Source organism: Pseudomonas sp. C32, assembly GCF_030417915.1.
Lineage (GTDB): Bacteria > Pseudomonadota > Gammaproteobacteria > Pseudomonadales > Pseudomonadaceae > Aquipseudomonas.
Map to the genome: position 1 here is coordinate 56,886 of NZ_JAUHUK010000007.1, position 26,486 is coordinate 83,371.

General features: G+C 61.0%; 20 protein-coding genes. 12 read left to right on the forward strand and 8 right to left on the reverse strand.

Annotation, left to right across the window (positions count from 1 at the left end; genetic code table 11):
• Nucleotides 1–22: 22 nt before the first annotated feature.
• Genes QYH43_RS10015 through QYH43_RS10025 form a run of 3 tightly spaced genes read right to left on the reverse strand, consistent with a single transcriptional unit; the run spans nucleotide 23 to nucleotide 4,586 of the window.
• Nucleotides 23–1,417: an efflux transporter outer membrane subunit gene (locus QYH43_RS10015; RefSeq protein ID WP_301157033.1), complete on the reverse strand. Its 1,395-nt coding sequence runs from the start codon at nucleotides 1,415–1,417 to the stop codon at nucleotides 23–25.
• A 22-nt stretch (nucleotides 1,418–1,439) separates the two neighbouring features.
• The gene (locus QYH43_RS10020; protein WP_301156977.1) at nucleotides 1,440–3,413 is read right to left on the reverse strand and encodes a MacB family efflux pump subunit; all 1,974 of its coding nucleotides are present in this window, start codon (nucleotides 3,411–3,413) and stop codon (nucleotides 1,440–1,442) included.
• Nucleotides 3,414–4,586 carry an efflux RND transporter periplasmic adaptor subunit gene (locus QYH43_RS10025; protein ID WP_301156978.1) on the reverse strand — a complete coding sequence of 391 codons (1,173 nt, stop codon included), beginning with the start codon at nucleotides 4,584–4,586 and terminating at the stop codon, nucleotides 3,414–3,416.
• A 297-nt stretch (nucleotides 4,587–4,883) separates the two neighbouring features.
• Here QYH43_RS10025 and QYH43_RS10030 point away from each other — a divergent pair, with 297 nt between their 5' ends.
• The 7 genes from QYH43_RS10030 to QYH43_RS10060 all read left to right on the forward strand — a co-directional run bounded on the left by QYH43_RS10030 (nucleotide 4,884) and on the right by QYH43_RS10060 (nucleotide 15,572).
• Nucleotides 4,884–5,366 (forward strand): sigma-70 family RNA polymerase sigma factor, encoded by a 483-nt coding sequence (locus QYH43_RS10030; RefSeq protein ID WP_095059084.1) that lies wholly within the window; start codon nucleotides 4,884–4,886, stop codon nucleotides 5,364–5,366.
• A gap of 144 nt (nucleotides 5,367–5,510) precedes the next feature.
• Complete coding sequence (locus QYH43_RS10035) at nucleotides 5,511–6,848, forward strand: lysine N(6)-hydroxylase/L-ornithine N(5)-oxygenase family protein (protein WP_301156979.1); 1,338 nt, start codon at nucleotides 5,511–5,513, stop codon at nucleotides 6,846–6,848.
• A gap of 571 nt (nucleotides 6,849–7,419) precedes the next feature.
• Complete coding sequence (gene mgtA, locus QYH43_RS10040; protein WP_301156980.1) at nucleotides 7,420–10,134, forward strand: magnesium-translocating P-type ATPase; 2,715 nt, start codon at nucleotides 7,420–7,422, stop codon at nucleotides 10,132–10,134.
• Between the two features lie 177 nt (nucleotides 10,135–10,311).
• The gene (locus QYH43_RS10045; RefSeq protein ID WP_301156981.1) at nucleotides 10,312–11,028 is read left to right on the forward strand and encodes an MgtC/SapB family protein; all 717 of its coding nucleotides are present in this window, start codon (nucleotides 10,312–10,314) and stop codon (nucleotides 11,026–11,028) included.
• A gap of 174 nt (nucleotides 11,029–11,202) precedes the next feature.
• Nucleotides 11,203–11,616 (forward strand): response regulator, encoded by a 414-nt coding sequence (locus tag QYH43_RS10050; protein ID WP_301156982.1) that lies wholly within the window; start codon nucleotides 11,203–11,205, stop codon nucleotides 11,614–11,616.
• 98 nt (nucleotides 11,617–11,714) lie between these two features.
• The gene (locus QYH43_RS10055; RefSeq protein ID WP_301156983.1) at nucleotides 11,715–12,341 is read left to right on the forward strand and encodes a response regulator transcription factor; all 627 of its coding nucleotides are present in this window, start codon (nucleotides 11,715–11,717) and stop codon (nucleotides 12,339–12,341) included.
• Nucleotides 12,342–15,572: a transporter substrate-binding domain-containing protein gene (locus QYH43_RS10060; protein WP_301156984.1), complete on the forward strand. Its 3,231-nt coding sequence runs from the start codon at nucleotides 12,342–12,344 to the stop codon at nucleotides 15,570–15,572. It abuts the gene before it with no gap.
• Nucleotides 15,573–15,789: 217 nt separating this feature from the next.
• Here the strand turns inward: QYH43_RS10060 and QYH43_RS10065 are convergent, their stop codons facing one another.
• The gene (locus QYH43_RS10065) at nucleotides 15,790–16,698 is read right to left on the reverse strand and encodes a LysR substrate-binding domain-containing protein (RefSeq protein WP_095059090.1); all 909 of its coding nucleotides are present in this window, start codon (nucleotides 16,696–16,698) and stop codon (nucleotides 15,790–15,792) included.
• A gap of 104 nt (nucleotides 16,699–16,802) precedes the next feature.
• On the opposite strand from QYH43_RS10065, the gene QYH43_RS10070 reads away from it, so the two are divergent.
• From QYH43_RS10070 to QYH43_RS10090, 5 genes are all read left to right on the forward strand, one after another.
• On the forward strand, nucleotides 16,803–17,669 hold the full coding sequence (locus tag QYH43_RS10070) for a pirin family protein (RefSeq protein WP_301156985.1): 867 nt from the start codon (nucleotides 16,803–16,805) through the stop codon (nucleotides 17,667–17,669).
• 94 nt (nucleotides 17,670–17,763) lie between these two features.
• Nucleotides 17,764–18,447 carry an isochorismatase family protein gene (locus QYH43_RS10075; protein ID WP_095059092.1) on the forward strand — a complete coding sequence of 228 codons (684 nt, stop codon included), beginning with the start codon at nucleotides 17,764–17,766 and terminating at the stop codon, nucleotides 18,445–18,447.
• Between the two features lie 56 nt (nucleotides 18,448–18,503).
• A complete protein-coding gene (gene ycaC, locus QYH43_RS10080; protein ID WP_095059093.1) occupies nucleotides 18,504–19,130 on the forward strand; it encodes an isochorismate family cysteine hydrolase YcaC in 627 nt (208 codons plus the stop codon).
• Nucleotides 19,131–19,343: 213 nt separating this feature from the next.
• Complete coding sequence (locus QYH43_RS10085) at nucleotides 19,344–20,786, forward strand: mechanosensitive ion channel family protein (protein ID WP_301156986.1); 1,443 nt, start codon at nucleotides 19,344–19,346, stop codon at nucleotides 20,784–20,786.
• 179 nt (nucleotides 20,787–20,965) lie between these two features.
• Nucleotides 20,966–21,406, forward strand: a complete 441-nt coding sequence (locus tag QYH43_RS10090) for a carboxymuconolactone decarboxylase family protein (RefSeq protein ID WP_301156987.1) — start codon at nucleotides 20,966–20,968, stop codon at nucleotides 21,404–21,406.
• Nucleotides 21,407–21,427: 21 nt separating this feature from the next.
• On the opposite strand, the gene QYH43_RS10095 is transcribed toward QYH43_RS10090, so the two are convergent.
• The 4 genes from QYH43_RS10095 to QYH43_RS10110 form a co-directional block, all read right to left on the reverse strand.
• Nucleotides 21,428–23,020 carry a DHA2 family efflux MFS transporter permease subunit gene (locus tag QYH43_RS10095; protein WP_301156988.1) on the reverse strand — a complete coding sequence of 531 codons (1,593 nt, stop codon included), beginning with the start codon at nucleotides 23,018–23,020 and terminating at the stop codon, nucleotides 21,428–21,430.
• Nucleotides 23,017–24,138 (reverse strand): HlyD family secretion protein, encoded by a 1,122-nt coding sequence (locus QYH43_RS10100; RefSeq protein ID WP_301156989.1) that lies wholly within the window; start codon nucleotides 24,136–24,138, stop codon nucleotides 23,017–23,019. The genes QYH43_RS10095 and QYH43_RS10100 overlap by 4 nt, the downstream gene beginning before the upstream one ends.
• Nucleotides 24,139–24,413: 275 nt before the next feature.
• Nucleotides 24,414–25,595 carry an acetyl-CoA C-acyltransferase family protein gene (locus QYH43_RS10105; RefSeq protein WP_095059098.1) on the reverse strand — a complete coding sequence of 394 codons (1,182 nt, stop codon included), beginning with the start codon at nucleotides 25,593–25,595 and terminating at the stop codon, nucleotides 24,414–24,416.
• Nucleotides 25,592–26,374: an enoyl-CoA hydratase-related protein gene (locus tag QYH43_RS10110; RefSeq protein WP_301156990.1), complete on the reverse strand. Its 783-nt coding sequence runs from the start codon at nucleotides 26,372–26,374 to the stop codon at nucleotides 25,592–25,594. Before QYH43_RS10110 ends, QYH43_RS10105 begins: the two co-directional genes overlap by 4 nt.
• Nucleotides 26,375–26,486: the final 112 nt, after the last annotated feature.

Genomic DNA, 26,486 nt, shown 5'->3' on the forward strand with positions numbered 1-26,486 from the left:
GGCGTCCTGTCAGGCAATAAAGCTATAGAGTCTGCCACCCGCCACCTAACGCCTTGTACAACGCAATGCTCGCCTGCATCCGCGACAGCCGCAGTTGCACATTCAAATCCTGCGCTGCATACAACGTGCGTTGCGTCTCCAGCACGATCAGCAAATCCTCGGCGCCGGCCTGATAACGACTCTGCGCAATGTTGAACGCTGTCTGCGCCTGGCTCAGTTCTTCACTCTGCCACTGACGCTGCTCGTCGAGCCCGCGAATGCTGTTGAGGGCTTTCTCGACGTCGGCGAAGCCGTTGATGATCGCGCCACGGTAAACCTCCAGCAGTTCCTCCTGCCGGGCCGTGGCCTTGTCGCGCTGGGCGCCGAGGCGGCCGTTGTTGAAAATCGGCGCGAGCAATCCGGCAGACAGGTTGTAGAACGGACTGCGCAGAATGTCGCTGGCACTGTCGGAGCCGGAGCCGATTTCGGCGCTCAGGGTCACGGTCGGCAGCATCGCGGCGCGGGCGATGCTGACATCGGCTTGTGCGGCAGCCAGTTGCGCTTCGGCCCGGGCGATGTCGGGACGACGGCTGAGCAACTGGCTGGGCACGCCCGCATTGATGGCCGGCCAGGTCAGTTGATCAAAGTGTTCCTGACCCAATGACAACGCCTGAACCGGGCGCCCAAGGAGCAGGGCGAGGCTGATTCGCGCGTCCTGCGCCTGTTGCTGCGCCAGCGGCAATTGCCGTTGCTGCGCGGCCACCAGGCTTTTTTGCTGCGCCAGTTCCAGCGCTGTGGCGGAGCCGGAGTCGAAGCGGGTCTGCACCAGCTTCAACACGCTTTGGGCGTTGGCCAGGTTCAGCTCGGCGATGCGGCTTTGTTCCTGTAGCGACAGGGCTTGCGCGTAGCCGTTGGCGACACCGCTGAGCAACGTCAATTCGACCGTTGCCTGATCGAACTCGCTGGCTTTGAGGCCTAATTGCGCACTGTCCCGGGAGGCGCGCTGGCCGCCCCAAAAGTCGATTTCATAACTGGCCGTGAGGCTGGCGTCGAAGTAATCCACGGCCTTGTTGCTGTCATCGGCATCGAGTTGGCTGTAGCCATCGCCGCGCAGCAGTTTCTCGCGATTGGCATTCACCGCCGCCTTGACCTCGGGCAGTTGCGAGCCACCGGCAATCACCGTGTCGGCCCGCGCCTGGCGCACCCGGGCGGTAGCGGCGGCGAGGTCGTAACTGCCAAGCCGTGCCTGTTCGATCAGGCGTCCCAGTTGCGGGCTGCCGAAGCGGTTCCACCATTGCTGGTTGTCGTAAGCGGCAACCGCCGTGTGTGGCGATTGCCAGGCGGCGGGCGGCTGGATGCCGCTGTCCGGGCGTTGGGCTGGGCTGCCACAGGCGCTGAGCAACAGGCACGCGGTCAACAGGCTGAGGGACGGCTTGATCGAGAGCGGCTTCATGGAAAGATCATTCACTGGTAAGGGCCGTGACCGGGTCGAGTCGGGCAGCTTTGCGGGCCGGCATGAAGCCGAAGACAACACCGGTGACCAGGGCGCAGCCGAAGGCGCCCAACACCGCTATCAAGGAAAACGCGACGGCGACTTCACTGAGAATCAGCGCGCCGCCGACGATCAGCGCCAGGGCGATCCCGGTGAGTCCGCCGACCACCGAGAGCATCACCGCTTCGGTGAGGAACTGGCGCAGGATGTCCCGCTGCCGGGCGCCGGTGGCCATGCGGATACCGATCTCGCGGGTGCGCTCGCGCACGGTCATGAGCATGATGTTCATCACGCCGATGCCGCCCACCAGCAACGAAATCGCGGCAATCGAACCGAGCATCAGCGACAGGGTGTTTTGCGTACGCGCTTCGGCCTGGATCATTGCCGCATTGTTGGTCAGTTCGAAATCCTTCTTGCCGTTGTGCAGGCGCAGCATCAGCTGTTCGATGGCCTGTTCCGCCTCCTTGACCTTGCGCGCATCGGCGGCGGCGATGGCGATGTATTCGGGATTGTGCGTGCCGAACAGTCGCACGCTCGCAGCGGAGTAGGGGATGGCGATGCGGTCGTCGCTGTCGGAGTCGCCGGAGCTGGCGCCTTTTTCCGCGAGCACGCCGACCACCTGGAATGGCACGTTTTCGATCAGGATGTATTGGCCAATTGGGTTGGCCACGTCCTTGAGCAACTTGGTGCGCACCTTGTGGCCGATCACTGCGACGGCGGCGGCGTTCTGTTCATCGGCATGGGTGAAGTAGCTGCCTTCCACCACAGGCCAGTTGAAGATCGCCGGGAAGTTGGTGTCGTTGCCGCCGACGTAGCTCAAGTGATCGAGGTTGCCGAAACGCACCCCGGCTTCCTGGCCGTTGACCGGCATGATTCGCATCACCTGCGGCAGGCTGGCGATGGCCGCGACGTCGTCGAGGGTGACAATCCCCGGTGGTGTGCGCGGATTGGGCGCCGAGCCGCTGAGGTAAATGATGTTGGAGCCAAACGCGCCCATCTGTGCCATCACCTGGCGCTTGCTGCCTTCGCCGACGGCGAGCATCACCACCACCGAGGCCACGCCGATGATGATGCCGAGCAGCGTCAGCGCGGTGCGGAACTTGTTGATCCACATCACCCGCCACGCCGCTTGCACCGCATCCACCAGTTCGCCTTTCCAGGCACCGGTGGCTTCGGCGCCTTCGCTCAGACGCTTGCGTAAATCCACGGCTTGCAGGGCGCCGGGGTTGGCCGAGTGTTGCGCGGCGGGATTATCCCGGGCGCTGTCGCTGATGATCTCGCCGTCGCGAATTTCGATAATGCGCTTGGCCCGGGCCGCGACTTCGCGGTCGTGGGTGATGAGGATGACCACATGGCCCTGGCTGGCGAGTTCATCGAGCAGCGCCATGACCTCGGCGCCGCTGTGACTGTCGAGGGCGCCAGTGGGTTCGTCGGCGAGGATGATGTGGCCGCCGTTCATCAACGCACGGGCAATCGACACACGCTGTTGTTGCCCGCCGGATAACTGATGCGGACGGTTGCCGGTGCGCGAGGCCAGCCCGAGACGGTCGAGCAGGGCAGCGGCGCGGGCATGGCGTTCGGCGGCCGGCAAGCCTGCGTAGATCGCCGGCATCTCGACATTTTCCTGGGCCGAACCGGACGGGATCAGGTGGTAGCCCTGGAACACGAACCCGAAGGCTTCGCGACGCAGCCAGGCCAGTTCATCACTGTCGAGGGCGGCAACGTTTTCTCCGGCAAAACGGTATTCGCCCGAGGTCGGGCGGTCGAGGCAGCCGAGGATGTTCATCAGCGTCGACTTGCCGGAACCGGACGCGCCGACGATGGCCACGAATTCACCGGCATGGATCGACAGGTCGATGCCGCGCAACACGTGAACTTCAGGCGCGTCGCCGCCACCGTAGACTTTGCGGATGTCCGAAAGCTCGATCAGGGGCGTCTGCATTCAGCCGCCACTCCCATCGACAGGGCCGATCAACAGGTGATCGCCTTCCTGCAAGCCGTCGAGGATCTGCACGCGCAAGCGATCGCTGATGCCGGTGCGCACATCGCGCTGCTCGATGCTGCCGTTCTTGGCCACGACCTGGGCGGTTTGCAGGTTGGCCTGGGTGCCGGTTTGCAGGGCGGCGACAGGCGCGGTGAGTACGTTTTTTGCCTGATCAGCGACAAAAAAGACCTGGGTGGTCATTTCCGCCATCAGCGCGTTGTCGGCGTTGTCGACGTCCAGTAACACGGTGTAAAGCACCACACGGGCGCTCCCGCTTTTGCTGGTGCTGGCCGGGCTGCCGCCGCCCTGGCTGGTCTGGTCCAGCGGCTTGGGCGGTACCGGCAGGATTTGCCGCACGGTGCTGGTCCAGCGCCGGGTGCCGCCGCTGAGGGTGGTGAACCAGGCGTGCATGCCGGGTTTGACGTGGCCGATGTCGGCCTCCGACACCTCGGCCCACACCGTCATCGGCGACAGTTTGGCGATGCGCAGAATCAGTGGTGTCTGTTGCTGGGCGTTGAGGGTCTGGCCTTCCCGGGCGTCCAGCGCCACCACGGTGCCGGCCATCGGTGCGTAAATCCGCGTGTAGCCGAGTTCGGCCTGATCGCTGCGCAGGCTGGCTTCGGCCTGGCGGATCTGCGCCTGGAACATGTCGACCCGTGCTTGCGTGGCGCGCAGTTCGGCCTGGGCGGTCTGCACGTCTTCTTCACGGGTGGCGCCGCCAGCGGCGAGGTTCTGCTGGCGCTGGAATTTCTGCCGGGCGAGATCGTGTTGTGCCCGTTGTTCCTGCAACTGTGCCTTGAGGTTTTCGACGGAGAAACGCCCCGCGTCGAGTTTGGCCTGTTGCGTAGACGGATCGATTTCCACCAGCAATTGACCTTCCTTGACCACGTCACCGACTTCCACGTGGATCTTGTGGATCTGCCCGGACGCCTGGGCGCCGACATCGACATAACGACGCGGTTGCAGAGTGCCCAGCGCGGTGACACTGCTTTCAATGTCGGCGCGGCTGACCTGCACGGTGGCGAACTGGTCTCGGCCCGGCGGAATGAACTGCCAGGCGGCGACGGCAATGGCGGGAATCAGAAAAAGTGCGGCAAACAGGGCGCGTCGGGTCTGTCGAGGGCGTTTCATGCAGGGTTCCGGCCTTGGGAAGTAGGTCCGTCGTTCAGCCGCGGGGAGACCGGGCGGAGACGGGGAGCTGTCCTTGTAAACGATCAAAGCACCGGCCAATTTAGCCGGCGACACAATTGCCTGTGGGAGCGAGCAGGGAATACAACTATTTACCGCACGATTTGACGCAGTACTTTAAATCTATATGAGAATTACTATAAATTACACTCTTCGAATTGCCACTATCGTGCCACCGTTCAATGCAACGGTCGTACACAGGGCTCAAGGACAGAAACCGCACCCGTGCGGACGGGAGTCATGTTGGAAAACTACTATCGGGAGCTGGTGTGTTTCCTGAACGCCAGGCTCGGCAACCGCCAGGTCGCCGAAGATGTGGTGCATGACGCCTATCTGCGGGTGCTGGAGCGCACCAGCGACGCGCCGATCGAGCAACCGCGGGCATTCCTGTATCGCACCGCACTCAACCTGGTCATCGACGATCATCGGCGCAATGCCTTGCGTCAGATCGAGCCGCTGGACGTGCTCGATACCGAAGAACGCTACTTCACGCCGTCACCGCATACTGCCCTCGATCACGGCCAGCGCCTGGAAATGCTCCAGCGTGCCTTGGCCGAATTACCACGGTTGTGCCGCGAAAGTTTCCTGCTGCGCAAGATCGAAGGCCTGTCCCATCCGGAGATTGCCGAACAGCTTGGCATTTCCCGTGCGCTGGTCGAAAAGCACATTGTTAACGCCATGAAGCATTGCCGTACACGAATGCGACAGTGGGATGGCCATTGAGCTGACGGATTCACCAACACGTTAAATTTTGTTTCAGTGTCCTCGTTCCTACTCAACAGACGACCTGTTGTGCTGCCCTTGGCCGGTCAGGTCACTTAGGTTCAATGCCCCATTGTTGAGGGGTTTATCCAGAGGACACTGGAAATGACACAGGCAATTGCATCGCCCATCGTTCACGACCTGATCGGCGTCGGTTTCGGCCCTTCGAACCTGGCACTGGCCATCGCGCTGCAAGAGCGCGGGGCAAGGCAGGGCGAACTGGATGTGCTGTTTCTCGACAAGCAGGCTGATTACCGCTGGCACGGCAACACGTTGGTGGCCCAGAGCGAGTTGCAGATTTCCTTCCTCAAGGACCTCGTGACCTTGCGCAACCCGACCAGCCCTTACTCCTTCGTCAATTACCTCAAGGCTCACGGGCGCCTGGTGGACTTCATCAACCTGGGCACCTTCTATCCGTGCCGCATGGAGTACAACGACTACCTGCGCTGGGTCGCCGGGCAGTTCACCGCGCAAAGCCGTTACGGCGAAGAAGTGCTGACCATCGAGCCGGTGCTGCACAACCAGCAGGTCGAGGCGCTGCGGGTGATTTCCCGCGATGCCCTAGGTCATCAACATGTGCGCACCACCCGTTCGGTGGTGGTCAGCGCCGGTGGCACGCCACGCATTCCCGAGGTGTTCAAAGGGCTCAAGGATGACGGCCGGGTGTTCCATCACTCCCAGTACCTGGCGCAAATGGCCAAGCAACCGTGCGTGGACAACCGGCCGATGAGCATTGCAATCATCGGTGGCGGGCAGAGCGCGGCGGAAGCCTTCATCGATTTGAACGACAGCTTCCCGTCGGTGCAGGTGGACATGATCCTGCGCGGCTCGGCACTGAAACCGGCCGACGACAGCCCCTTCGTCAACGAAGTGTTTTCGCCGGAGTTCACCGACCTGGTGTTCCAGCAACCGGACAGCGAACGCGAGCGGCTGGTGAATGAGTACCACAACACCAACTATTCGGTGGTGGACATTGACCTGATCGAGCGCATCTACGGCATCTTCTACCGGCAGAAAGTCTCGGGCATCGCCCGCCATGCGTTCCACACCTTGACCACGATCGAGAAAGCCACGGCCAATGAACGGGGTATCGAATTGGTGTTGCGCAACAATGCCACGGGTGAAGTCACGGTCCGGCATTACGACGCGGTGGTGTTGGCCACCGGTTACGAGCGGCAGATGCACCGCAAACTGCTGGCGCCTCTGGAAGCCTATCTGGGTGATTTCGAGGTTGATCGCAACTACAAGCTGATCACGGACGAGCGCTGCAAGGCCGGGCTCTACATGCAGGGTTTCTGCCAGGCCAGTCACGGGCTGAGCGACACCTTGTTGTCGATCCTGCCGATCCGCGCCGACGAGATCGCCGGTTCGTTGTATGAGCACGGCAAGCATCGCGGGCATAGCCGCTCAGTGGTGGATTTGTTGTTGGCCACAGCCAGCTGAAATGTGTAGCGGCCACGAGGCCCTATCGCCAGCAAGCCGGCTCCTACAGTAGGTTTACGTCGCAATGCATATCCCTGTAGGAGCCGGCTTGCCGGCGATAGGGCCCTCAACAACGGCAAAAATGTCGAATCCTGAACCCTTCCTGAAGAATCCCGCGATTCCCCCAACCCGATCTGTTAACGGGTTTACGCTGCAAACATCGGGGCGTAAGCTTCGCGCGTTTTCATCCATTACGGAGACCCACAGTGGGTACTTGTTCGAGTGACAGTTGTCGGCCGGTCTCGGTAACCGGCATTTTCTCGGCAAGATAACGCGCAGTCTCTTGTGCCGTTGTCTCGCCGACAAGCGAGCAGCGGCATCCCGATCATGGCCAGTCCCGGCCATGTCCCGACGTCCCTCTCATCGACGCTGAACAGTGCGTGGTTTCGACTTTTTGTCGTGGCCGCCGCTCTATCGACACGCCTGTCATTCGTGACCGGCGCGCCAGGCCTTGCTTTGCCGGTTGTTCCGGCGACAGCGGCGTGGACCTGCCTGCTCGACGGTTTCCCGGCTGACCAAAGGGGCACCAGCCATGAAACTTACCCTCAAGGAACTCTTCGCAGGCTTCCTGCGTAACCGCCACATCGCCCGGCACTTCCGCCGTCTGGCGTTGCTGGAAACCTTCACCGACACCACGGTCAGCCGTGAAGTCCCGCCCACCCTGGCGCAAACCCTGGTGGCCGCTGCCGGCAGCGACACCGGTCAATTGCTCAATACCCTGGGCAGTCACACCGACGGCTTGAGCGAATTCGAAGCCGATGCCCTGCGCGAGCAATTCGGCCTCAACGAAGTCGAGCACGAACAGCCGCTGCCGTGGTGGACGCACCTGTGGCACTGCTACAAAAATCCGTTCAACTTGCTGCTCACATTGCTGGCGGTCATCTCCTGGCTGACCGAAGACATGAAAGCCGCCGTCGTGATTTTCTCCATGGTGGTGCTATCGACCCTGTTGCGTTTCTGGCAGGAAACCAAATCCAACCAAGCCGCCGATGCCCTCAAGGCGATGGTCAGCAACACCGCCACGGTGATGCGCCGCGACCTTGAAGACCGTGGCGCGCAGCGTATCGAACTGCCGATCAGACAACTGGTGCCGGGTGACCTGATCGTGCTGTCGGCCGGTGACATGATTCCCGCCGATTGCCGGGTGCTCAGCGCCAAGGACCTGTTCGTCAGCCAGGCGGCCATGACCGGCGAATCGATGCCGGTGGAAAAATTTCCCCGCCAGCAGGACCGCGATACGCTCAACCCCCTGGACCTGGACAACATCCTGTTCATGGGCACCAACGTGGTCTCCGGCACGGCCATGGCGGTGATTCTCACCACCGGCAACAGCACCTATTTCGGCGCCCTGGCCCAGCGCGTCGGCGCCACCGACCGGGCGCCGACGTCGTTCCAGACCGGAGTCAACAAAGTCAGCTGGCTATTGATCCGCTTCATGTTCGTGATGGCGCCGCTGGTGTTGTTCATCAACGGTTTCACCAAGGGCGACTGGACCGAAGCGCTGCTGTTCGCGCTGTCGATCGCCGTGGGCCTGACCCCGGAAATGCTGCCGATGATCGTCACCTCGACCCTGGCCAAGGGTGCGGTGTTCCTGTCGCGCAAAAAAGTCATCGTCAAGCGCCTCGACGCCATCCAGAACTTCGGCGCCATGGACGTGCTGTGCACCGACAAGACCGGCACCCTGACCCAGGACAAAATCTTCCTGGCGCGCAACGTCGACGTCTGGGGCAACGACTCCGATGACGTGCTGGAAATGGCTTACCTCAACAGCTACTACCAGACTGGGCTGAAAAACCTGCTGGATGTGGCGGTGCTCGAACACGTCGAGATCCACCGTGAACTGAAAGTCGGCACGGCGTTTCGCAAGGTCGACGAAATCCCGTTCGATTTCACCCGCCGGCGCATGTCGGTGGTGGTCGCCGAGCGTGATCAACCGCACCTGCTGATCTGCAAGGGCGCGGTGGAAGAGGTGCTGGCGGTCTGCTCGCGGGTGCGTCACGGCGAAGACGATGAAGCCTTGACCGAAGAACTGCTGGCGCGCATCCGTCAGGTCACGGCCGCGTTCAATGCTGAAGGTCTGCGGGTGGTGGCGGTTGCGGCGCGGCCAATGGTCGAAGGGCGCGACACCTACAGCCTGGCCGATGAACAGGCACTGACGCTGATTGGATACGTGGCGTTTCTCGATCCGCCGAAAGAAAGCACCGCGCCCGCCCTCAAGGCCCTGGCCGCCCATGGCGTGGCGGTGAAAGTGCTGACCGGCGACAACGAACTAGTGACGGCGAAGATCTGCCGCGAAGTCGGCCTGGAACAGCAAGGCCTGCTGATGGGCAACGACGTCGAGCGCATGAGCGATGCCGAGTTGGCGCAAGCGGTGGAGACCACCAACGTCTTCGCCAAACTGACGCCGTCCCACAAGGAACGCATCGTCCGCCTGCTCAAGGGCAACGGCCATGTGGTCGGTTTCATGGGTGACGGCATCAACGATGCCCCGGCCCTGCGCACCGCCGACATCGGTATTTCGGTGGACAGCGCCGTGGACATCGCCAAGGAAGCGGCCGACATCATCCTGTTGGAAAAGAGCCTGATGGTGCTGGAGGAGGGCGTGCTGGAAGGGCGCCGGACCTTCGCCAACATGCTCAAGTACATCAAGATGACCGCCAGTTCGAACTTCGGCAACGTGTTCTCGGTGCTGGTGGCCAGTGCGTTCATCCCGTTCCTGCCGATGTTGCCGATGCACCTGCTGGTGCAGAACCTGCTCTACGACATTTCGCAGATCGCCATCCCGTTCGATAACGTCGATGAGGAAATGCTCAAGCAACCACAACGCTGGCAGCCGGGCGATGTCGGGCGTTTCATGCTGTTTTTCGGGCCGATCAGTTCAATCTTCGACATCACCACGTTCGCCTTGATGTGGTACGTGTTTGATGCCAACACCCCGGATCACCAGACCCTGTTCCAGTCCGGCTGGTTCGTGGTCGGGCTGCTGACCCAGACGCTGATCGTGCACATGATCCGCACGCCGAAAATCCCGTTCCTGCAAAGCCGCGCCGCCATGCCATTGCTGGTGATGACCGGATTGATCATGGCTGTGGGGATTTTCCTGCCGATGGGACCGCTGGCCCATTACTTCAAATTGCAGGCGTTGCCGTCGCTGTACTTCGTGTTTCTGCCGGTGATCCTGCTGGCGTACATGGCGCTGACCCAGGCGGTGAAGGGGTTCTACATTCGCCGGTTTGGCTGGCAGTAACACCGCGAGCATTGTGGCGAGGGGGCTTGCCCCCGTTGGGCTGCGAAGCAGCCCCAAAACAAAGCGACGCGAACGATCAGATAGATCAAGTAGGCAGGCTTTGCGACTGCTGCGCAGTCGTACGGGGGCAAGCCCCCTCGCCACAAGGGGATCGTGTTTTTTTCAAGGAGCTTCATCATGCAAGCCATCAACAACATCAACCTGACCTCGCTGCTCGACACCCTGGTCAGCCTCAGCGCAGCCTTCATCCTCGGTGGGCTGATCGGCTTCGAACGCCAGTACCGGCAACGCACTGCGGGCCTGCGCACCAACGTGTTGGTGGCGGTCGGCGCGGCGATTTTCGTCGACATGGCCAATCGTCTCGCCGGGGCCGAAGGCGCAGTTCGGGTCGTCGCGTACGTGGTCTCCGGCATCGGTTTTCTGGGTGCCGGGGTGATCATGCGTGAAGAGGGCAACGTGCGCGGGCTCAACACGGCCGCCACCCTTTGGACGTCGGCGGCGGTGGGGGCCTGCGCGGGAGCCGACCTGTTGGGCGAGGCCGTGCTGGGTACGCTCTTCGTGCTCGCGGCTAACACCTTACTGCGGCCTATCGTCAACAACATCAACCGTCAGCCCCTGGATGTGATTTCGGCGGAGGTCACCAACATCGTTTACGTCATCGCCCGGCGTTCCCAGCAGAAAGCCGTGCTGGCAATGCTCGAAGCCGAACTGGAGCGCAGCAACTATCCGGCCAGTGATGTGGATGTACATGCCTTCGGCGCGGACGAAATAGAAATCGAAGCGACGCTGGCGACGACCTCGGTCGATGGTGATGAACTCGATGCACTGGTGGCGCGGATTTCGACTTCGATGTTGGTGGTGCAGGCATTCTGGAGCCCAAGTACCACCGAATAGTGGAGGCGCCGAAAGACAGTGTGTAGCCACGGGCGAAGGAAGATGGAGGCTTGATATGACCGGGGCAAGCGTCGGATTGACCCGGATGCATTTGGGAAAAGTCCTACAGATTGATCCTTGTTGCTTCCGTAGCCTGTGCGGCCTCATGAATCCGACATACCGATGGAGGCCACGTTGCCGAGTAAATCGTTACGTATCCTGATTGCCGATACGCAGCACTTTCACCGTATGAGGATCGAGCGGCTGTTTAACCAGCTGGGTTATTTTCGGGTGGCTCCGGTGCAAGGCGTCGAAGAGCTGCTGAGCTTGATGGAGTACAGCACCGAGCCCTTCGATCTGGTGGTTGTCAATGGAGCCTTGGCCAATGGCCGGTTGAATCTGTTCGACTTCTTTGTCGACAACCCACAGGCCCGTCACGCGTTTATCTTCGATGGTCGGCAGGCGCAGTTGCCGCCGATGGCGGGCAATGTCCGGCACAACGTCAATGTCAGCCATGCTGCACTGCCGGACCTGGCGTCCATCGCGCAGTTGATGGCTACAGTCGACCCGCGTCGACCATTCGTCGGAACTGTCATTTCTGTCAGGTAGTTCCTTCCAACTTTTCATGCAAGAGTTTCAGCGCAGCCGTTGCGTCTTTACGCGGCCCGTCATTTTTTCGGTCGTGGTGTTTTGCACAGGGAGTTTTCATGAAATCAGCACTGGTTGTGGAAGACCATCCGGTGGTTTGCTCCATGATCAAACTCGTACTCAGGGAGCTGGGGTTCAAGCAGATCCATGAAGCAACCCGTGGCGATGAGGTCATGTCGAAGCTACGTGAGCATCGACCGGATATCGTGCTGCTGGATTTAAGCCTGCCTGGCCTGGACGGGCTGGATGTACTGGACCGAATCAAGGCCGAAAAGACTCATTCTCGAGTGGTGGTTTTCACTTCGCTTGATGCCCGGTTTTATCAGGAACGTTGCATGCGTGCCGGGGCGGCGGCCTTTGTCCCCAAGAGCAAGGACCTGGATGATCTGAAAGCCGCGATCAACACCGTGCTGGCCGGTTACACCTGCTTCGTCCAGCTATCATCGAGTCTCGTTTCGATGGGGGCGTTGCAGCGCAGTGAGAAAGAGTTGATTGACCTGCTTTCCAACCGTGAATTGACCATTCTGCAATACCTGGCCAAAGGCTTGAGCAACAAGCAAATCGCCGAGATCATGCACCTGAGTTTCAAGACCGTCAGCACTTACAAGACGCGGTTGATTGAAAAGATCAACGTGAAGTCGCTGGTGCATTTGAGGGACTTTGCCTTGCGCAATGGCCTGATCTGAATGAACGCATTCCGACGACTGTCTGTCATGGTGTTGGCGAGCCTTCTGCAGTGGTCATCGGCTGCCTGGGCGCAACCGCAACCGCATTCGCTGGCGCTGCTGGGACGCTCCAGCCTCGAAGGTGTTTCCGTCAAACTGACGGACACTGAATCACGCTGGTTGCAGCAAAAGGGACGATTGGTGCTGGCGGTCTCTACCCCGGACTATCCACCCTTCGAGTTCAATACCGCTGGCAAGGTGTTCGAGGGCATCACCGCCGATTACGCCGGTCTGCTCGAGCAATTGCTGGGCGTCAGGATCGAGGTTCAACGCTACCCGTCGCGAGCCGAAGCGGTACAGGCCATCAAGGAAGGGCAGGCTGACCTGCTGGGAACGGCCAATCGTTTTGAAGCCGAAGACCCGCAGTTGCAGATGTCCAGCGCTTACGCGGTCGATCAACCGGTACTGGTCACCCGCACAGACTCAACCGAGGCTCTGGACCCGACGCTGGCCGGCAAACGGCTGGTGACGCTTTATCACTACTTGCCCCAATACAGCGTGCAGCAGTTCTATTCCAGCGCGCAGCTGGAACTCTTCCCATCGACACTGGCCGCCATGGGCGCGGTGGCGTTCGGTCAGGCTGATGTCTATCTGGGGGATGCCATCAGTGCCCATTACCTGATCAGCAAAAACTATCTGGGCAATGTACAGCTGGCAGATTTTTCGCCGATGGAGTCCGGTCGTTTTGCATTCGCGATGGGCCGCGAAAACCCGCAGTTGTTGCACATCGTCAACAAGGCGCTGGCGGTGGTCACGACCAATGAACAAATGAATATCCTTCGCCGCTGGGGGGCGAACGGAGCGTCCATTCCGGGTAATCAGTCGCTGCAATTGAGCGTGGCAGAGCAGCGTTGGCTCGATCGACACCCGCGTGTGAAAGTGGCGATCAATGTCAACATCCCACCGATTTCATTCATCGATAGCGAAGGCCAGTTTCGGGGGATCGTGATTGATGTGCTGACGAAAATCAGCCAGCGCACCGGGCTGCAATTCGATCTGCAGGGCATGAAGTCCGTGGCGGACATGTTGGCGGGTATCCAGGATGGCCAGGTCGATGTGCTGGCGGGCATTGGCCTGAGTTCGCAGCGTGAAGGTCAGTTGCGGTTTACCCGCTCGTTCCTGAACAGCCCGTCGGTGCTGGTGACCCGGGTGGCACCGGACAGCCCCAGGACGCTGGACGACATGGCCGGAAAAGAGCTGGCGCTGACCCAGGGCAACATTTCCGGTGAGTTCATTCGCCAGCACTTTCCTCTGATCCGGCTGGTGGACGCGCCCCTGACGATTGATGCCATGGAGATGGTCGCCCAAGGTGAAGCACAGGGCGGCCTCAATTCGTTGATCAGTGCGCGTTACCTGATTGCCCGTCAGTATCGTGATCGTCTGCAGGTGACCAGTACGGTGGGCACCGACCCCGCGCGCAGCACGTTGGCCACTAGCCGGGACGCGACTGAGCTGCACTCGATCCTGGACAAGGCGCTGTTAAGCATCCCCCCCGATGAAATCGACGAACTGACCCATCCCTGGCGCTATGACTCGATGGTGGAGCAGAGCTATTGGCTGCGTCATCGGCAGGCGATTTTTCAGGCGTTTGCTGTGGCGGGAGTCATGCTCCTGCTCGCGTTCGTGGGGATTTTTTGGCAGCGTCGGCAAATTCGTCAGCGTCAGCTATTGCTCAGTCAATTACAGGAGGCCAAGGAGGCTGCCGACGATGCCAATCGTGCCAAGACCACGTTTCTGGCGACCATGAGCCATGAAATCCGCACCCCGATGAATGCGCTGATCGGCATGCTCGAGCTGGCACTGAAACAAGCGGATAAAGGCGTGACGGATCGTTCCGCCATCGAGGTGGCGTCCCAGGCGGGGCAGCAGCTGCTGGCCCTGATCGGCGACATTCTGGACATCGCCCGGGTCGAATCCGGACAGTTGTCGCTGACACCGGAACGGGTCAATTTGCGTGAACTGGTGGCATCGGTCTGTCGGGTTTTTGAAGGGTTGGCGTTGCAGAAAAACCTGCAGTGGCGGGTCGAACTCGACGAGCAAAGTGACTGCGATGTGATGCTCGATCCCACCCGCCTCAAACAGGTGCTGTCCAATCTGTTGAGCAACGCGATCAAGTTCACCGATGAAGGCGGGGTGAGCCTGACCTTGCGGGTAGAGCCAAGACCCTCGGCGCATCTGGCCGTCAGCGTGCACATTGCCGACAGCGGTGTCGGTATCAGTGCTTTCGACCAGCAACGCCTGTTCAGTCCGTTCGTGCAGGCGGGCAACCACCAACAGTCGGTCCGGCAGGGTTCCGGTCTGGGGCTGGTAATCAGCCGAACCCTGTGCGAGATGATGGGCGGGCGATTGCAGCTCGACAGCGCTCTGGGTTACGGGACGCAGGTGCACATCAGTCTCGATTTGATGACCTTGCCAACACTGCCCGCCAGTGAGCTGTCCCAAGGGGAAACTCTGCTCTGGACGGGCTCATTGACGATTTTGGTGGTGGACGATTATCCAGCCAATCGCTTGTTGCTTTCACGGCAGCTGAGCTATTTGGGGCACCACGTGATGTTGGCGGAAGATGGCGCGCAGGGGCTGGAACTATGGCTTGAGCATCAGTTCGACCTGGTGATTACCGACTGCAACATGCCAGCGCTCAGCGGGTACGAACTGGCAGGTGCGATACGCGACGAAGAGCGTAGACAGGGCTTGCCGCCGACGCTGATCCTCGGGTTTACCGCCAATGCGCAAAGGGAGGAAAAGGTCCGCTGCCAGGAGGCGGGCATGGACGATTGCCTGTTCAAACCTATCCGCTTGATGGATCTGCAGGCATGGTTGGCCCAGCAGTTTTCCAGCGCACCGACGAATCAGACCGACGACCCGGAGGTATTCGATTTGAGTGGGCTGGATCGCTTTGTCGATACGGACCGTGAACTCATGGATCAATTGCTGCACGACCTGGAGCTGGCCAACCGCGAGGATCGTGTTCATCTGCTCGCCTTGCATACCAGTGGTAATCGCATCGGTTTGCGCGAGCTGGCGCACCGGATCAAGGGCGGGGCGCTGATGGTCCGGGCGCTCGCTCTGGTGGAGTGCTGCGAGCAACTGGAACGTGCACTCAATGACAATCAGGCGCCACTGATCGACGAGGCCGTCGATCAGTTGCAACACGCCATGACCCGGCTGGACCGGCGGCTTCAGCAGGATTGAACTCAGTCCCAAACGGGCGCGATACCTTTGGGGCTGGTCAGACTGAATGCCATGCTACGGGACGGTACTGAATGGCGCTGACGAGTGGCATGGTGAAGACAGTTGCTCCCACAGGGTTATTGGATGTACTCGACATTGGCGTACAACCCAATTACCTGTGGGAGCTGGCTTGCCAGCGATGGTGGCGACGCGGTCAGCTCAAAGCTTGCAGCTGCCCTCATGCAATATCACTGCGGCTGAATTCATCCCCGAGAAAATCGATCAACGTGCGCACCGACGGCAGCAACCCCCGTCGCGACGGGAAGATCGCATGGATGATGCCGGTTTTTGGCGCCCAGCCCGGCACCAGTTCCACCAGTCGCCCGGCGGCGATCTCATCGCGCACCACCACGTTCGGCAGGTGCACCACGCCGATACCGGCGATGGCCGCATGGCGCAAGGCCAACAGGTCATCGGTGACCATCCTAGGCGCATGACGGATCAGCGCCGTGCTGCCATCGGCGCCGAACAATTCCCACTGATATTCACGTTGCGCCGCGCCCCAGTGCAGGCTCGGCAAACCACTGAGGTCGGCCGGCGACGGCGGGGTCGACAGGCGCTCGGCGAACGCCGGACTGCCGACGACGCTTTGGGTGCTGTTGCCCAGGACCTTCATCACCATGTCGGTGTTTTCCAGCGGCGGGAAGCGCACCCGCAACGCAAGATCGAAGCCTTCGTGAATCAGGTCGACCCGGCGATTGGTGCTCTCGATGAACAACTCCACCAACGGGTACTTGAGCAGATAGCGGGTCAGCATCGGCCCGACCCAGGAGTTGAGCAGCGCCGTCGGGCAACTGACGCGCACCAGGCCCTGGGGCTCGGAGCGGTTGCGTTCGATCAGTTCGGCGGCGCTTTCCGCTTCTACGCGCATGGCCAGGCAGCGCTGGTAATAGGCCTGGCCGATTTCGGTCAGCGAGCAATGACGACTGGTGCGATGCAGCAGGCGCACGCCGAGGCGCTCTTCGAGTTCGGCGATGCGCCGGCTGAGCTTGGATTTGGGCATGTCCAGTGCCCGCCCGGCCGCCGCGAAACCGTGATGTTCCACCACTTGGGTGAAGTAGTAGAGGGTGTTGAGGTCTTCCATCATCGTTCCTCTGATAGAACGCTAAAGCTGATTTTTGCAGTCTAGCGCATCAAAGGTCACGGTTTTAAGCTTTGTCCATGGCTTCACTCACCTCATCAGGAGACACCATGAAAAACATCATCGGTATCTACACCAGCCCACGGACCCATTGGGTCGGCGACGGTTTTCCGGTCCGCACGCTGTTTTCCTACGACAACCTGGGCAAGCACATCAGCCCGTTTCTGCTGCTCGATCACGCCGGCCCCGCTGAATTCACCCCGACCACCGAGCGACGTGGCGTTGGTCAGCATCCGCACCGCGGCTTCGAAACCGTGACTATCGTTTACAAGGGTGAAGTCGAACATCGCGACTCCACTGGCAGTGGCGGCAAGATCGGCCCCGGCGACGTGCAATGGATGACCGCCGCGTCGGGCATCCTGCATGAGGAGTTCCACTCCGAAGATTTCGCCAAAAGCGGTGGCACCCTGGAGATGGTGCAACTGTGGGTCAACCTGCCGGCCAAAGACAAAATGGCCGAGCCCGGTTACCAGACGATCCTTGATGGCGACATTCCGAACATCGCCCTGAAAGACAACGCCGGCAGCCTGCGCCTGATCGCCGGTGAGTTCGACGGCCATACCGGCCCGTCGCGCACGTTCACGCCGATTGACGTCTGGGATCTGCGCCTCAACGGCGGCAAGTTGCTGACACTGGACCTGCACGAAGGTCGCAACACAGCCTTGGTGGTGCTGCGCGGCACGGTTCAGGTCAATGGGCTGGAACTGATGCGCGAGGGCCAGTTGGCCCTGCTCGAACGCGATGGCAATCAGTTGACCCTCGAAGCCAATGGTGACGCGGTGGTGTTGCTGCTCAGCGGCGAACCGATCGACGAGCCAATCGTCGGCCATGGTCCGTTCGTGATGAACACCGAGCAGGAAATCCACCAGGCCTTCGCCGACTTTCAGTCCGGCCGCTTCGGCCAGATGCACGGTTAATCCGTAGCCCTTCCATAACCCGACGCTACACAGGATGAGTAGGCCGGTTTTCAGGCCAGGGATGGCTGTTGCCCAAACGAAAGAGGAAACGCTCATGAACACCGTCAACGCGGCCAACTTCAACGGCCAGAAACCGACCATCGACCCCAACGACAGCGCCATGCTGTTGATCGATCACCAGAGCGGACTGTTCCAGATCGTCAAGGACATGGACGTACCGCAATTGCGCGCCAATGCCATTGCCCTGGCCAAGGCTGCGACCTTGCTCAAGATGCCGGTGATCACCACTGCCTCCGTACCGCAAGGGCCGAACGGGCCGTTGATTCCGGAAATCCATGAAGCCGCGCCCCATGCGCAGTACGTGGCGCGCAAAGGTGAAATCAACGCCTGGGACAATCCGGAGTTTCACGCCGCCGTCAAAGCCACCGGCAAGAAAACCCTGGTGATCGCCGGCACCCTGACCAGCGTTTGTCTGGCATTCCCGTCCATCGCGGCGGTGCATGAAGGCTACAAAGTGTTTGCTGTGGTCGACGCATCGGGCAATCACTCGAAACTGGCCACTGATCTGACAATCGCGCGTTTGGCTCAGGCCGGAGTTGTGCCGATCGATATCATGGCTACGCTTTCCGAGTTGCAAGGTTCCTGGAACCGTCCGGATGCTGAAGAGTGGGCCGCCGTCTACGCCCAGGCCATGCCGCACTATCAATTGCTGATCGAAAGCTACCTCAAGGCTCAGCAAGTGGCGAACGAACACGAAGTGCTGGATTCGCAGCGCTGATCGAAATCCCCACGCCGACTTCCATTCGGCATCGATAACACGCGAGGACTACTGCAATGACCACTTCCTACAAGCGTCTCGACAAGGATAACGCCGCGGTTTTGATGGTTGATCATCAGGCGGGCCTGCTGTCGCTGGTGCGCGACATCGACCCGGATCGTTTCAAGAATAACGTGCTGGCCCTGGCCGACCTGGCCAAGTACTTCAAGCTGCCGACCATCCTCACCACCAGTTTCGAAACCGGCCCCAACGGCCCGCTGGTGCCGGAGCTCAAGGCTCTCTTTCCGGACGCGCCGTACATCGCTCGCCCGGGGCAGATCAACGCCTGGGACAACGAAGATTTCGTCAAGGCGATCAAGGCCACCGGCAAGAAGCAACTCATCATCGCCGGTGTGGTAACGGAGGTGTGCGTGGCGTTCCCGGCCCTCTCGGCCCTGGCCGAAGGTTTTGAGGTGTTCGTGGTTACCGACGCGTCAGGCACCTTCAACGAACTGACCCGGGAATCGGCGTGGAGCCGCATGACCGCTCAGGGCGCGCAACTGATGACCTGGTTCGGCCTGGCCTGTGAACTGCACCGCGACTGGCGCAACGACGTTGAAGGGCTGGGGACCTTGTTCTCCAACCACATCCCGGATTATCGCAACCTGATGACCAGCTACAACACACTGGCCAACAACAAGTAATCCAGCCAACACACGTTCCCCTGTGGGAGTGAGCCTGCTCGCGATGACGGTAGAACAGACACTGTTGCAGTGACTGTCAGGCCGTCTTCGCGAGCAAGGCTCGCTCCCACATTTGTTTTTGTGATGCTTGCCGAATCCCGCCGAATCAATTGCTCCTACACTATGGCCAATCTGTTCGATTTCCCCGTCATTGGCCTTTGCTGGAGTTGCTTGATGCTGTCATTGCTCACCGAACACCCGCTGATCTGCGCGATGTTGCTGATCCTGATCGACCTGGGTTTGTGGCGCTTGCTCAGTGCGACGGGCAGTGCCTGGCGGCTGTTGGTGCGGGTGGTGATTTTTGCGCTGTTCAGTTTTCTGCTGTTCAACGAGGGCCTCAATCCGCTGGAGCCCGCGCCGTGGCCTGACAACGTGCCCCTGCATTTGGCGGCCACCGGTTTGCAGATCGGCTGGTGGTTGTTCGGCGCGCGGACCCTGACCGTGTTGATCGGCGCCGTGATGATGCAACGGGTCGGGCACACCGGGCGGCTGCTCCAGGATTTGCTCGGCGCGGTGATTTTCCTGATTGCAGTCATCGCCGCGCTGGCGTACGTGCTCGAACTGCCGGTCAAAGGCGTGCTGGCGACCTCCGGCGCATTGGCGATCATCGTCGGCCTGGCCTTGCAGAGCACCCTCAGCGACGTGTTTTCCGGCATCGTCCTGAATACCACCAAACCCTATCAACTGGATGACTGGATCTCCATCGACGGCACCGAAGGCCGGGTCACCGACATCGACTGGCGAGCCACGCGCCTGCAAACCGCCCAGGGCAGCCTGGCGGTGATCCCCAACTCATTGGCCGCCAAGGCCAAGATCATCAACTTCAGCCGCCCGAGCGATATGTTTGGTGTTTCCATCACCCTTCAAGTGAGCCCCCATGCGCGGCCGAATACGGTGATCGATGCCCTTGAGCGCGCCATGCAAGGTTGCCGTTTTCTGTTGGATACGCCCGCACCGAACGTCGCCCTGAAAAGCTCCAGCAGCACGGGTGTGGAATACGAAATCAGCGGGTTTGTCGCATCAATGAACGAGAAACGCACGGTGCGTAATCAGCTGTTCGACCTGGCGTACCGGCACTTGCAGGCCTCCGGGGTCAACCTGTTGTCGAGCGTCGAGCCCACGCTGTCGGGCAGCCTGTCGCGGCCCCGGGCACTGCTCGACAGTTCGCCGATTTTCTCTACGTTGCGCCAGGAAGAAAAAGACACCTTCAGCCAGAACATGTCGCTGCAAACCTTTCGTGCCGGCGAAACGATCCTGGAGGCGGGGGAGGTCAGTGATCACTTGTTCATCATCGAGTCGGGGGTGGTGACGGTGACGCTGACCCGGCACGGTGAACCTTTCGAATCCGGGCGCATGGGGCCGGGTGAAGTGATTGGCGAGGCCGGCATCCTGGACGACAGTTCGGTGCCCGCGCAGTTTACCGCCAAGACCTTTTGTGGCTTGTACCGCATCGAAAAGTCGTACCTCAAGCCATGCCTGGATGCCCGTCACGACATCGGCGATGCGATGAAAACCTTGCTCGATTACCGGTTGCACAAAGCGAAAACCCTGACTCAGGATTTGCCGGCGATGGTGGAGAAAAAAGGCTTTTTGCAGTGGCTGCGCAATCGGGTCTGAATTTGCTGGTGAATGGCCGCTGCGCGGATCGCTCCCACATTTGACCGCGTTTCCCTGTGCTCGCGCTGACGGCAGTGAGCAAAACCCAATGGCCTCCTCGACTTCTGGAATATTGGCTATTTGTGCAACCGGGGCGGGGGGCTAACGTAGTCACACACCCACTTGCCCTGGAGCAGACCATGCAACCGCGTATCGATTTCTACACCGCGTCCCCTGATGCCCTCAAAGCGATGATCGCGTTGGAAACCGCAGTGTCGAAGCTGCCGCTGGAAAAAAACCTGATCGAACTGGTCAAGCTGCGGGCTTCGCAGATCAACGGCTGCGCCTTCTGCATCGACATGCACACCAGCGACGCAATCAAGGGTGGCGAAACCCCGCGTCGCCTGTTCGCCGTAACGGCGTGGCGCGAGGCTCCGTTCTTCAGCGACCGCGAACGTGCTGCGCTGCTCTGGACCGAATCCCTGACCCAACTGAGCCTGACCCATGCGCCGGACGAAGACTACGAAGTGGTCAGCGCCCAGTTCACGCCCAAGGAAATGGTCGATCTGACCGTGGCGATCAACACCATCAACAGCTGGAACCGTCTGGCCGTCGGTTTCCGCAAAACCCCTCAGGCCTGATGTCGACAAGGGGGCCGAGGTTCAATGAGCATCGGCACTCGGCGCGGCTGGAGGTTGTACCTTGCGCATCAGCGGCACCATGGCCGTGGCGATGATGAAGCAGACCATGATCATCAGAAACGCGTCGCCGTAGGTTTGTGTCTGCGCTTCGCGATAAGTCAGCAGCCACAGGTGATGCAGGGCGGCAGTGACGCCGACGTCGCCGCCCTGGCCGAGGGCGGCGAAGTTGTTGCCGACCTGGGACAGCCATTGGTTGAGTGCTTCGTTGGTGCTGTTGAGGTTTTCCGCCAGCCGCGTGAAATGCAGGTTGGTGCGGTCATTGAGAATGGTCGCGCACGCGGCGATGCCAATGGCGCCACCCAGATTGCGCATCAGGTTGAACAGGCCCGACGCATGTTTGAGCCGCGCCGGTGCCAGGCCGCCGAGGGTCAGGGTCACCGCTGGCGGCACCGCCAATTGCTGGGCAATGCCACGCAAGGCTTGCGGCAGCATGAGTTCTTTGGCCCCCCAGTCATGGGTGATCGGGCTGAAATCCCACATCGACAACGCGAACAACCCAAGGCCGGTCATCATGATCCAGCGCAGATCCACGCGGTTGGCCAGAAAGGCATACAGCGGAATCGCCATGATCTGGAACACCCCGGTGGAGAAAACCGCCAGGCCAATGTCCAGCGCGCCATAGCCACGCACCCGGCCGAGGAACAGCGGCGTCAGGTAAATGGTGGCGAACAGGCCGATGCCGGTGACAAACGAGAAGAAACAACCGAGGGCGAAGTTGCGATCCTTCAAGGCCCGCAGATCGACAATCGGGTTGGCCACGTGCAAGGTCCGGCCGATGAACGCCAGCCCAGCGAGGCCGCTGATCCACGCCGTGGTCACAATCGTGTGGTCACTGAACCAGTTCCAGCGCGGGCCTTCTTCGAGGGTGTATTCCAGGCAGCCGAGGAACAGCGCCAGAAACACCATGCTCAAGTAGTCCGCACCTTTGAGCAGTGACAACTCCGGTTGATCGATTTTCACCAGCATCGGCACGGCCACCGCGACGAAAATCCCTGGGACGAGGTTGATGTAGAACAGCCAGTGCCAGGACGAGATGTCAGTGATCCAGCCGCCGATCACCGGGCCGAGGGTCGGCGCCAGCGAAGCCACTGCGCCGATAGTCGCGGCAGCAATCACCCGTTGCTTACCGGTGAAGAAAAAGAATGCCGTGGTGAACACCAGCGGAATCATCGAGCCGCCGAGAAAGCCTTGCAGGGCGCGAAAGGCAATCATGCTCTGGATGTTCCAGGCGGCGCCGCACAACAGGCTGGTCAGGGTGAAACCCACCGCCGACGCGCAAAACAGCCAGCGTGTGGAAAATACCCGGGACAGCCAACCGGACAGCGGAATCACGATGATTTCGGCGATCAGGTAGCTGGTCTGCACCCAAGCGGTTTCGTCAGTGCCGGCAGACAGCCCGCCGCCGATGTCGCGCAATGACGCCGAGACAATCTGGATATCCAGCAGCGCAATGAACATGCCGATGCACATGGTGGCGAAGGCAAAGACTTTGGTCCCGGTCGCCATGCTCGCCGCATCGAACGGCTGCGCCGGGACGGCGAGGGCGCGGTTCATGGTGCGCTGGCCACGGAAGGGGTTTCAGGTGCCTTGCGAGTGTCGACTTCAGCGGTCACCGACAGGCCGGGCCGCAGGTGACCGAGCAGGCTGTCGGCCGGATCGAGGTGAATGCGCACCGGCACCCGTTGCACGATCTTGGTGAAGTTGCCGGTGGCGTTTTCCGGCGGCAGCACACTGAATTGCGAACCGCTGGCGGGGGCGAGGCTGTCCAGATGACCGTGGAATTCCTGCCCCGAGAGCACGTCGGCATGAATCACCACCCGTTGCCCCGGGATCATGTGCGCCAGTTGGTCTTCCTTGAAGTTGGCGTCGACCCACAAACCGCTGGCCGGCACCACCGAGAGCAATTGCGACCCGGCCTGGGCGTAGGCGCCGACCCGCGCCCGACGGTTGCCGATCACGCCATCGACCGGTGCCCGCAGTTCGGTGAAGTCGACATTCAATTGCGCCAGATCGCGTTCGGCTTTTGCTTGAGTCAACGCCGCGCGGGCCTGCTGTTTTTGAGTGGCGATCACGTTCAACTGGCGTTGCGCGGCCAGCAGTTCGGCTTGGGCGCGGTTGCTTTGGGCCTGTGCGGTCTTGAACGTGGCGTTGGCCCGTTGCGCGCTTTCCACCGAGACGGCGTTGGTGGTGACCAGTTTTTTGTAACGCGCATCGTCGTCCCGGGAACGGGAGGTTTCAGCCCCGGCGGCATCAATGCCGGCCCGGGCCTGGCCGATGACGGCTTGTTGCAGTTGTTCGGTTGCGTCGAGGTTGGCGAGCAACGCCTCTTCGGCCGCGACGGCGCCTTCTGCCTTGGCGAGGTGTGCGCGATAGTCTCGCGCATCGAGGCGGATCAACACGTCACCGGCCTTGACCTTCTGGTTGTCGCTCACCAGCACTTCATCGATGTAACCCGCGACTTTGGGCCCGATTACCGTCACGTCGCCACCGATGTAGGCATCGTCGGTTTCTTCGATGAAACGCCCGGCCGTCCACCAGTGCGTGCCGTACACACCGGCCAGCACCAATGCCGCGATACCCAGTGTCGGCAGCAGCAGGCGTTTGTGCAGCGGTGGTTTTGCGGGCTTCACCGGGGAGGCCAGATCAGGTTCAACGGTGGGCATGCTGGTCATGGGGATTACCTGTCGGAATCAGTTTTGATTACGACTGTAATATGACGCAGGTAATATTTAGTGGCAATTGTTTTTTGTTGCCGGTCATCAGGTGTGGGCCGAGAGAAGAGGGGGAACTGCCGGAGCATGAATCTTTAGGTGATCAAGTGTGGCGAGGGAGCTTGCTCCCGCTGGGTCGCGAAGCGGCCCCGGCTCTTCACCTGAAAAGCAGGGCCTGCTGCGCAGTCCAGCGGGAGCAAGCTCCCTCGCCACAAGGTTCGCGTTAACCTGATGGGTTAAACGCGTTCGAAAATCGCGGCGATGCCTTGGCCGCCACCGATGCACATGGTCACCAGCGCGTAACGGCCGCCAGTGCGATGCAGTTCGTGGATGGCTTTGGTGGCGATGATTGCGCCGGTTGCGCCGACCGGGTGGCCCAGGGCGATGCCCGAACCGTTCGGGTTGACCTTGGCCGGGTCGAGGTCCAGTTCCTGGCTGACGGCGCAGGCCTGGGCGGCGAAGGCGATGTTGGCTTCGATCACGTCCAGGTCGGCGACGGTCAGACCGGCGCGCTTGAGCGCCAGGCGGGTGGCCGGGATCGGGCCCAGGCCCATCAGCTCAGGCTCAACGCCCGCGTGGGCGTAGCTGACCAGACGAGCGAGTGGTTTCAGGTTGTTGCCCTGAACCGCAGCACCGGTGGCCATGACCAGCGCGGCGGCGCCGTCGTTCAGACCCGAAGCGTTGCCGGCGGTGACCGAGCCGTCCTTCTTGAACGCAGGCTTCATGCCCGCCAGTTGTTCCAGGGACGTGGCGCGTGGGTGCTCGTCGACGTTGAACAGTTTGACGCCTTTGCGATCCTGGATTTCCACGGTCGCGATCTGCTCGCTGAAGTAGCCGTTGGCAATCGCGTGGGCCGCACGTTGCTGATCTTCAAACGCCAGGGCGTCCTGCATTTCGCGGGTGATGCCGTTGCGTGCTGCGACGTTTTCGGCAGTGATGCCCATGTGGATGCCATGGAACGGGTCATGCAGGATGCCGAGCATGTAGTCGATGACTTGGGCGTTACCCATGCGCGAACCCCAACGGGCGGCCGGCATCAGGTACGGGCCACGGCTCATGGATTCGGCACCGGCGCCGACGACGATGTCGGCATCGCCGAGCATCAGCGTCTGCGCGGCGTTAATGATGGCTTGCAGGCCCGAACCGCAGAGGCGGTTGACGTTGTAGGCCGGGGTTTCTTTCGGGATGCCGGCGTTCATCGCGGCAACGCGGGAGATGTAGGCGTCGCGGGTTTCGGTCGCGATCACATTGCCCATCACCAGATGGCCAACGAGCGCCGGGTCCACGGCAGCCTTTTGCAGGGCGGCTTTTACAGCCGTGGTTGCCAGGTCGGCCAGTGGCACGTCCTTGAGCGAACCACCGAAAGTACCGATGGCGGTACGGGCGGCGCTGACGACGTAGATTTCCGGGGTGTTCATGGCTGGTTTCCTCTCGGTGAATGCTTTTCTGTGCTGCGATTGAGCAAGGCGTTCAAGGCCGTTTTGGCCTCATCGGTATTCAGGCGCGCGATAAACAGCAGGTTTTCTTCGCGCAGGGTGGCTTCCAGTTCTTCCAGGGACGCCTGTTTCATCAGTTGTCGCGATTGGCGCAAGGCTTGCTGGGGCATCGCCAGAAAGCGTTGGGCAATTTTTGTCGCCGCCGCCAGGCATTGTACGCCGTCGTCGAAGGCCTCATTGGCCAGGCCCAGTGCCACCGCTTCGTTGCCATCAAGGCTATCGCCCAGCAACAGCAGACGTGCGGCGCGGGCGTGGCCGAGTCGACGGGGCAGCAGCAGGCTGGCGCCGAATTCAGGGCACAGGCCCAGGTTGACGAATGGCATGCGCAGTTTGGCGTTACGGGTGACCAACACCTGATCGCAATGCAGCAGCAGTGTAGTGCCGATACCGACGGCCGCCCCGCACACCGCGGCAATCAGCGGTTTTTGCAGACGGGTGACCACCTTCATCAGACGGAACGCCGGGCTGTCCAGATGCGTCGGCGGATGCTGGAGAAAATCCACCAGGTCATTGCCACTGGTAAAACAGCTCGGGCCGCCCGTGAGGATGATCACACCCGTCTGCTCGTCTTCGTCAGCGGCCAGCAACAGATCGGCCAGCTGCGTGTACATGGCGTTGTTCAGCGCATTGAGCTTGTCGGGACGGTCAAGCGTCAGCGTCAGAACGCCGTCACATTGCTCGTGTTTGATCAGGTCAGTCATCGAATGCCCAGGGTGGTCGAATCAGGCCGCCACTTTAAGCGCCCGGCAAAGCCGGGATCTATGGCTAAACGGGTCAACTGCACTGCCGCTTTTTGCCATGCCGCTGCACAAA

Bases quoted from the DNA above. Each gene is read 5' to 3' on its own strand.
- QYH43_RS10020 (WP_301156977.1), bottom strand. From the start codon at position 3,413: ATGCAGACGCCCCTGATCGAGCTTTCGGACATCCGCAAAGTCTACGGT.
- QYH43_RS10025 (WP_301156978.1), bottom strand. From the start codon at position 4,586: ATGAAACGCCCTCGACAGACCCGACGCGCCCTGTTTGCCGCACTTTTT.
- QYH43_RS10030 (WP_095059084.1), top strand. From the start codon at position 4,884: ATGTTGGAAAACTACTATCGGGAGCTGGTGTGTTTCCTGAACGCCAGG.
- QYH43_RS10035 (WP_301156979.1), top strand. From the start codon at position 5,511: ATGACACAGGCAATTGCATCGCCCATCGTTCACGACCTGATCGGCGTC.
- mgtA (WP_301156980.1), top strand. From the start codon at position 7,420: ATGAAACTTACCCTCAAGGAACTCTTCGCAGGCTTCCTGCGTAACCGC.
- QYH43_RS10045 (WP_301156981.1), top strand. From the start codon at position 10,312: ATGCAAGCCATCAACAACATCAACCTGACCTCGCTGCTCGACACCCTG.
- QYH43_RS10055 (WP_301156983.1), top strand. From the start codon at position 11,715: ATGAAATCAGCACTGGTTGTGGAAGACCATCCGGTGGTTTGCTCCATG.
- QYH43_RS10060 (WP_301156984.1), top strand. From the start codon at position 12,342: ATGAACGCATTCCGACGACTGTCTGTCATGGTGTTGGCGAGCCTTCTG.
- QYH43_RS10065 (WP_095059090.1), bottom strand. From the start codon at position 16,698: ATGATGGAAGACCTCAACACCCTCTACTACTTCACCCAAGTGGTGGAA.
- QYH43_RS10070 (WP_301156985.1), top strand. From the start codon at position 16,803: ATGAAAAACATCATCGGTATCTACACCAGCCCACGGACCCATTGGGTC.
- QYH43_RS10075 (WP_095059092.1), top strand. From the start codon at position 17,764: ATGAACACCGTCAACGCGGCCAACTTCAACGGCCAGAAACCGACCATC.
- ycaC (WP_095059093.1), top strand. From the start codon at position 18,504: ATGACCACTTCCTACAAGCGTCTCGACAAGGATAACGCCGCGGTTTTG.
- QYH43_RS10085 (WP_301156986.1), top strand. From the start codon at position 19,344: ATGCTGTCATTGCTCACCGAACACCCGCTGATCTGCGCGATGTTGCTG.
- QYH43_RS10090 (WP_301156987.1), top strand. From the start codon at position 20,966: ATGCAACCGCGTATCGATTTCTACACCGCGTCCCCTGATGCCCTCAAA.
- QYH43_RS10095 (WP_301156988.1), bottom strand. From the start codon at position 23,020: ATGAACCGCGCCCTCGCCGTCCCGGCGCAGCCGTTCGATGCGGCGAGC.
- QYH43_RS10100 (WP_301156989.1), bottom strand. From the start codon at position 24,138: ATGACCAGCATGCCCACCGTTGAACCTGATCTGGCCTCCCCGGTGAAG.
- QYH43_RS10105 (WP_095059098.1), bottom strand. From the start codon at position 25,595: ATGAACACCCCGGAAATCTACGTCGTCAGCGCCGCCCGTACCGCCATC.
- QYH43_RS10110 (WP_301156990.1), bottom strand. From the start codon at position 26,374: ATGACTGACCTGATCAAACACGAGCAATGTGACGGCGTTCTGACGCTG.